This is a genomic window from Streptomyces sp. NPDC003042 (genome assembly GCF_053591315.1).
This window is the reverse complement of record NZ_JBSFTP010000154.1, coordinates 1-5,646: the sequence shown is the minus strand read 5'-3', so window position 1 is coordinate 5,646 and position 5,646 is coordinate 1. Positions and strand designations below refer to the sequence as shown.

Sequence of the window (5,646 nt, the reverse complement as noted above, 5' to 3'; positions counted from 1 at the left end):
GAACGGACGCTTCCTTTGTACTCACCCTCGCGGGTTTTCCTCCGGGCTTTCGTTCTGTTCTGTTCTTGCGTTTCCGACTCTATCAGACTCTTTCGTGTCCGATTTCCTCGGTGCTTTCCAGGTGCTTCGCTTTCGCGTTTTCCCTTTCCGGCGAGTCCGACTCTATCAGAAGTTTTCCACCGGATTTCCCGGCTTCATCGTTTCCGAATGAAGAGTCGAGGTACCCCCACGAAAATTGCTTCCCGGTGGGGCGGTTGCCGAACCTGTCCGGTTCGCGGCAACCGTTTGACTCTACAACCGTGCCTGGGCAGAGTCAAAATCGTGTCGCAGGGGCCGGCTGGGTCGCCGGCCACCACACACCGCGGGCGGCAGGGGTCCTCGACACGTCCCCGGCTATCGCGTGGTGGCCTGCCGGTAGGTGCACACGTTCACGCCGGTCCCGCTGGTGACCGTGGAGACCAGCTCGAGCTTCCGCAGGCCACCGTCATCGGGGAAGATCGTCTTACCGCCGCCGAGGATCACCGGCATGATCATCAGCCGGAGCTCGTCGACCAGGCCCTCGTGCAGCAGCGTCCGGACCAGCACCGAGCTACCCATGACCAGCAGGTCACCGCCGGCACTGTCGCGCAGCTCCGCGATACGGGTGACGGCCGTGTCCCCGGGGATACGCGTGGTGTTGTCCCACGTCAGATCGTCGTCGGTCAGCGTCTGGGACACGACGTACTTCGGCAGCGCGTTCATCCGGTCCGCGAACGGGTCGCCGGCCCGATCGGGCCAGGCCCCCGCCATCGTCTGCCACGTGCGGCGCCCGAACAGCAGCGCCTCGGCCTTGGCCGTCGCATCGTCGAAGGCTCCGCCCACCACCTCCGGGTCGAAGAACGTCTGCGTCCAGCCGCCGTGGGCGAAGCCGCCGTCGGTGTCCTCGCCGGGACCGCCCGGCGCCTGTACGACGCCGTCCAGGCTGATGAATTCACAGACCACGATGCGCATGTGACTCGCTCCTCTTACTCACTGGGTGGGTACTGCAGTACAGACCACCGCGGCGCCCGAAACTCATCGCGCCACTCGGTCCCACCGTAGTGAGCTGGGTCACATGGACGTACGCGCCCCCGCCGTCGGCCCTTCGCCGCTCCGCAGATCCCGCAGGTCCCGTACGAAGCGAAGGCCCGACCGGCCGTCCAGCTGGATGTCGCCGACGCTGATGAATCCCGTACGGGCCAGGACGGCTCGCGAGCCGGCGTTGTCGAGTGTCGTGACGGCCCGCAACGTGGTCAGGCCGTACTCCGCCGCGGCCAGACCACAGACCTCGCGTACGGCGGCCGTGGCCAGTCCCCGCCCTGCGGCCTTCTCGGCGACCCGATATCCGAGTTCGGCGGAACCGGCCTCCACATCGACCAAGTTGACCCTCCCGAGCACCTCGCCGTGGGCACCGACCAGGACGTGGAAGAAGTGCAGCCCTGCGGCCTGCTCGGCCATCAGCTCATGGTGGCGTGTATCGAAGCCGGCGAAGTAGTCGTCGCCACGGTCGTCGACCGAAGCGGCGAAGTAGGCCCGATTGTCCTGCTCGAACCGGAGGAGCGCCGCGGCATGGTCGAAGCGGAGGAGTTGGAGCTGAGGCATTCCCCGATGCTACGCATCCCACGCTCCCCCGACGATGCCAACGCCATCCAGTGCCGCATCAAGCTGAAGGCAGGCTGTCCGTCAGATCGAGGCCCGCGTAGAGCAGCACGTCCACGCACCTACGCTCGCTGCACTCAGCCGAGATGCGCATCGCGATCGTCTGCGACAACCACTGCCCGCGCCTGACCACGCAGCGGTGTCAGCGGGTCGCGACATGGGCGGCTGAGCATCGCCCGGTTGCCTTCGTCGTCGCGCCGCAACCGCGGTTACCTGCGGCGACGCCAGGCAACGAAGCATGCGCTCGGCGTCGTCCCGGACCCGGGGAAAGGGAACCACGAACGCCACCGGAAACCGCGCGTGTGGGGTACGGCCTGCCGACCTCCAGCCACCCGATGCTGAGACGGCTGTAGGCAGGGCGGTACCAGAGCGTGCAGGCCGGACAACGCCTCTCGCCGTCCCCCAACTCGCCAATGGCGTACGCCTGGCGGAAGCGCCCGGGGATCAGCAACGGCTGGATCGCGCATGAGCTGGCCCTCACCGTGAATACGGTGCGCACGTGGCGGAGCCAGTTCGCCGCCGATGGCCCGGAGGCATGTGTGACGCACCCAGCGACGCGCCTCCAGGCCCGGGAGGCCCGGGAGGTGCCGATGCGGTTGCCTTATTGGTTTGCCGTCGGCGAACCCGGTCAGATAGGAAACCTGCATGCTTAGAGGCAGCAAGGTCGGGCTCAGGGCCCGGCACGAGGACGACATCCCGATCCTGCGGGCCGAGCTCTACGACGACGTGGTCAACGCCTCGCGGGCCGAAGGCGGCCCGTGGCGGCCGATCACGCCCGGCTCGAAGGATCCGCGGCTCGTGGTGGACGACAAGGAGCAGGGGCACGTCCCGTTCTCCGTGGTGGAGCTGGACGGCGGCACACTGGTCGGTACCGCGACGCTGTGGGGCATCGACAACCACAACCGGTCCGCGCACATCGGCCTTGGACTGCTGCCGTCCTCCCGCGGCAAGGGCTACGGCACCGACGTGGTCGCGGTGCTGTGCCACTACGGTTTCGTCGTGCGCGGCTTGCAGCGGCTGCAGATCGAGACGCTCTCGGACAACGCCGCGATGCTGCGCTCCGCCGAGAGCAACGGCTTCGTCCGCGAGGGCGTGCTGCGCTCGTCGGCCTGGGTGATGGGCGAGTTTCTCGACGAGGTGCTGCTCGGGCTCCTCGTCCAGGACTGGAAGCCGGACTCGAACGGTTAGGGCCCGGAGGATCACGGGCGGAGCCCGCCCGCTGGTTCTTCGGTTCGGGGATGGCGTGTTTGATCTGGCGCCGTCGCATGTAGCGGCCGTTGCGGCGGGAGCGGTACGCCTTGTCGCCGCCGAGATGGTCGGGCCGCGTGCGCGGGTGTCCGCCACCGAGGCGGCCGACGCGGATGCGTTCCATGACCGGGATGAGCTGCGGAGCGTCGCCCCACTGGCCCGGAATGATCAACAGGGCCAAGGGGCGGCGTCCACCCTCACCGGCGAGGTGGATCTCGGAGGTCAGGCCGCCCCGGGTCACGGCCTTCCACGGGCCGAAACGCGCAGGCAGTCCCGCCGTCACGGCACCCCGGTGCGCAGTCGGTACAGGGCGCCGTTGAAGACCCGGCGGTGGCTGACCCGTGCATCCGCCGGACAGGCCGTACGTAGGTGCAGGGCTGGTGCTCGCATCGGTCCGAAGCGGGCTTCGATGGGGCTGGTGCACAGTTCGACCTGTTTGCGTCCTTCCCCCGCCAACGAGGACTCACCGAGCAGGCCGCCACTGCCGCAGTCGACCAGGCATGCCGGATGCTGCGGCTGCCGACCATCCGCACCCGGTTCCCCGAACTCGCCGAGACCGCCGGCCGCGAGCAGCTGTCCTGTCTCGGGTCGACTTCGACGCCACCCGAACATCGACGCTGCCTTGATCCACACCCTCGCCAAGTGTGAATGGGTCAAGAAGAGCCTTCCCCTCTGCATCGACGCCTCGGCTGCATGGAACTCGACCGCCGCGGCGCCGAACTCCTCTTCCAGGTTCTGACCGAGCGGGAGGAAAAGAACAGCGTGGCCATCGCCTCGAACGAGTCGCCGATCCTCGACTTTGCGCGGCCATCGTCGACCGCCTCACCTTCGGCGGCGACATCATCGAGACCGGCACCGACTCCTGCCGCCTCGCCACCACCCGCGCCCACGCCCGCGCCGAACAGCAGGCCGCCGCTTGACCAACACTGCCGCCGGGCACGAGATAGGTCGGCATGCCAGCGAATCGTCGACGATTCCGGGGAGATCAGCCGACATCTACGGTCGCTTCGCTGGGACGGGCTGAAGCCCCGGCCAGCGAGCGAGCATACGCTGGCGCATAGCGGTGCTGAGGCTGCTCACGCCGCTGAGAGCGGGGTGGTCGGCCGTCATCTGGCCAACGACCCCGAGCCGGTGGACGAGCCGTTGGCGGGCGGTCGCGGTGCCCCACGTCCAGTCCCGGTGCGGGATCCTGGCCAGGTGATCAGTGCTTTCGCGGCGTGCCCGTTCAACCAGCGCGTCGCCGCGGAGCAGCCAGCCGGCGCACGCGTCGGCGAGCCCGTCTTGCGTTTCGGAGCCGGTCAGGGTGCGCCACTCGTTGCGGTATGCGCTCTCCGCCCGTTCCAGCAGCAGCTCTGACGCTGAAGTGACACACCAGCAGGTCGGAAAACCGATGCGCAGGTAGGCGAGCTCCATCAAGCCGCTGCCCAGTGACGCTTGCTCGAGGTCGATGAATCTGATCCCCGTGGCGGTGTGGAGGTCATTCCCGGGACAGGGGTCCCCGTGGAGAAGGGCATGCCCAGATGCCTGGTCGAGCCGGTTCACGAGGTCATTGAGTTCGCCGGACACGCCAGAGGTGACAGGAACCTCCAGAGCCCCGGCCAGCCGCAGGAAAGACTCGATGTCGGCCTGGTTCGGGCCCTGCCACCGGGGAAGTACCCCAACGTCCTCCGGGCGGGCGGTGGCATGCAGCCGTGCCAACGCGGTTGCATAGTCGACGATCCAGTCGCCGGCCGGGCGTCGGTGCTCCAGATGCTCCAGCACCAAGACCCGCTCACCGGTATCGGTGGCCAGTAACGCGGGCACCACGGGAATCTCAGCTCGGGCTGCGAGCCGCAGGGCGGCCACCTCACGGGCGTATCGCTCGTCGGCATCAGGACCGTCGACGATCTGCTTCACCACTGCCGTTGCCTCTGGCAACTCGACGCGCCACACGCGCGAGCGAGGGCTGCTGCCCAGTCTGCGAGAGCGCCTGGGCGATCCGAGCTCGGCCCGCAACTCGTCCCCGAACGGCAGTCGCAACCACATGCGCTCATCCTTCCACGGAGCCGAACGAGCGTGCGGCTACTGCGCACAACCAGCCGTCACGCTTCACGCCGCCGAGGACCGCCACACCGCTCGACTGCACACCCCCGAACGTGTCGACCAGATCAGCGCCCTCGCCACCCGCTACGACGGTGAGATGTTCGGATGCCGCTGCGGGCGGTGGCCTGACTCGCGCTACGACTGGCCCTGGTGCCCTGAGTTTGACCTGTTGCCGCCGGGCAGGGGGGTGTCCCGATAGGGCCTTCGCGACAGGCACCGTCACAGCCTTGACCGCCCCCCGGCCCGGCAACGGCCACCCGTTCCCGAGGCGATCAGGAGCAGGTGAACGCGCCCAATCGGACCGACCGGGGCTGCCCGTCACACCCAGATCCTCCGCGACTGCCGCCGGCGGTCTTGGTGCGCTGGGAGGAGATCCCGCGGCGGACCAGTAAGGCCGCCGGGCCTGCGGCTATCCCGATCAGGCGGGTTCACCCTGGGCCTCACCGTCGAGCACGGTCTGGTCAGCCGGCACCACGGCCCCGAGGCAGCCTCGGTGTCGCCCAGGCGTTCAACGGGGCGTAAACGCAGAAAAGCCCCGCACCAGTTAAGGTGCGGGGCTTTCCCACAATGATTGTTCGGCGGCGTCCTACTCTCCCACAGGGTCCCCCCTGCAGTACCATCGGCGCTGAAAGGCTTAGC

At 68.2% G+C, this 5,646-nt stretch carries 5 protein-coding genes, 1 rRNA gene and 2 pseudogenes; 3 read left to right on the top strand and 5 right to left on the bottom strand.

Translation table 11 applies throughout. From position 1 onward, the window contains the following. On the top strand, nucleotides 1-211 hold a 211-nt coding region (locus ACWDYJ_RS35780; RefSeq protein WP_451569779.1), incomplete at its 5' end, for a hypothetical protein. Between the two features lie 182 nt (nucleotides 212-393). Here the strand turns inward: ACWDYJ_RS35780 and ACWDYJ_RS35775 are convergent. Both ACWDYJ_RS35775 and ACWDYJ_RS35770 read right to left on the bottom strand, forming a co-directional pair. Next, nucleotides 394-990 (bottom strand): dihydrofolate reductase family protein, encoded by a 597-nt coding sequence (locus tag ACWDYJ_RS35775; protein WP_451569778.1) that lies wholly within the window; start codon nucleotides 988-990, stop codon nucleotides 394-396. 99 nt (nucleotides 991-1,089) lie between these two features. After that, entirely contained in the window at nucleotides 1,090-1,620 is a 531-nt protein-coding gene (locus tag ACWDYJ_RS35770) for a GNAT family N-acetyltransferase (RefSeq protein ID WP_451569777.1), read from the bottom strand. A gap of 702 nt (nucleotides 1,621-2,322) precedes the next feature. Here ACWDYJ_RS35770 and ACWDYJ_RS35765 point away from each other — a divergent pair. Next, nucleotides 2,323-2,865, top strand: a complete 543-nt coding sequence (locus ACWDYJ_RS35765) for a GNAT family N-acetyltransferase (protein WP_451569776.1) — start codon at nucleotides 2,323-2,325, stop codon at nucleotides 2,863-2,865. 13 nt (nucleotides 2,866-2,878) lie between these two features. Here ACWDYJ_RS35765 and ACWDYJ_RS35760 read toward each other — a convergent pair. Beyond that, a pseudogene (locus tag ACWDYJ_RS35760) lies at nucleotides 2,879-3,163 on the bottom strand (IS5/IS1182 family transposase); the annotation flags it as partial. A gap of 194 nt (nucleotides 3,164-3,357) precedes the next feature. On the opposite strand from ACWDYJ_RS35760, the pseudogene ACWDYJ_RS35755 reads away from it, so the two are divergent. Then, nucleotides 3,358-3,845 (top strand): annotated as a pseudogene (locus tag ACWDYJ_RS35755) (ATP-binding protein). A gap of 76 nt (nucleotides 3,846-3,921) precedes the next feature. On the opposite strand, the gene ACWDYJ_RS35750 reads toward ACWDYJ_RS35755, so the two are convergent. Both ACWDYJ_RS35750 and rrf read right to left on the bottom strand, forming a co-directional pair. Then, nucleotides 3,922-4,950 carry an aminoglycoside phosphotransferase family protein gene (locus ACWDYJ_RS35750; protein WP_451569775.1) on the bottom strand — a complete coding sequence of 343 codons (1,029 nt, stop codon included), beginning with the start codon at nucleotides 4,948-4,950 and terminating at the stop codon, nucleotides 3,922-3,924. A 630-nt stretch (nucleotides 4,951-5,580) separates the two neighbouring features. Then, nucleotides 5,581-5,646 (bottom strand): 5S ribosomal RNA (gene rrf / locus ACWDYJ_RS35745); the annotation flags it as partial.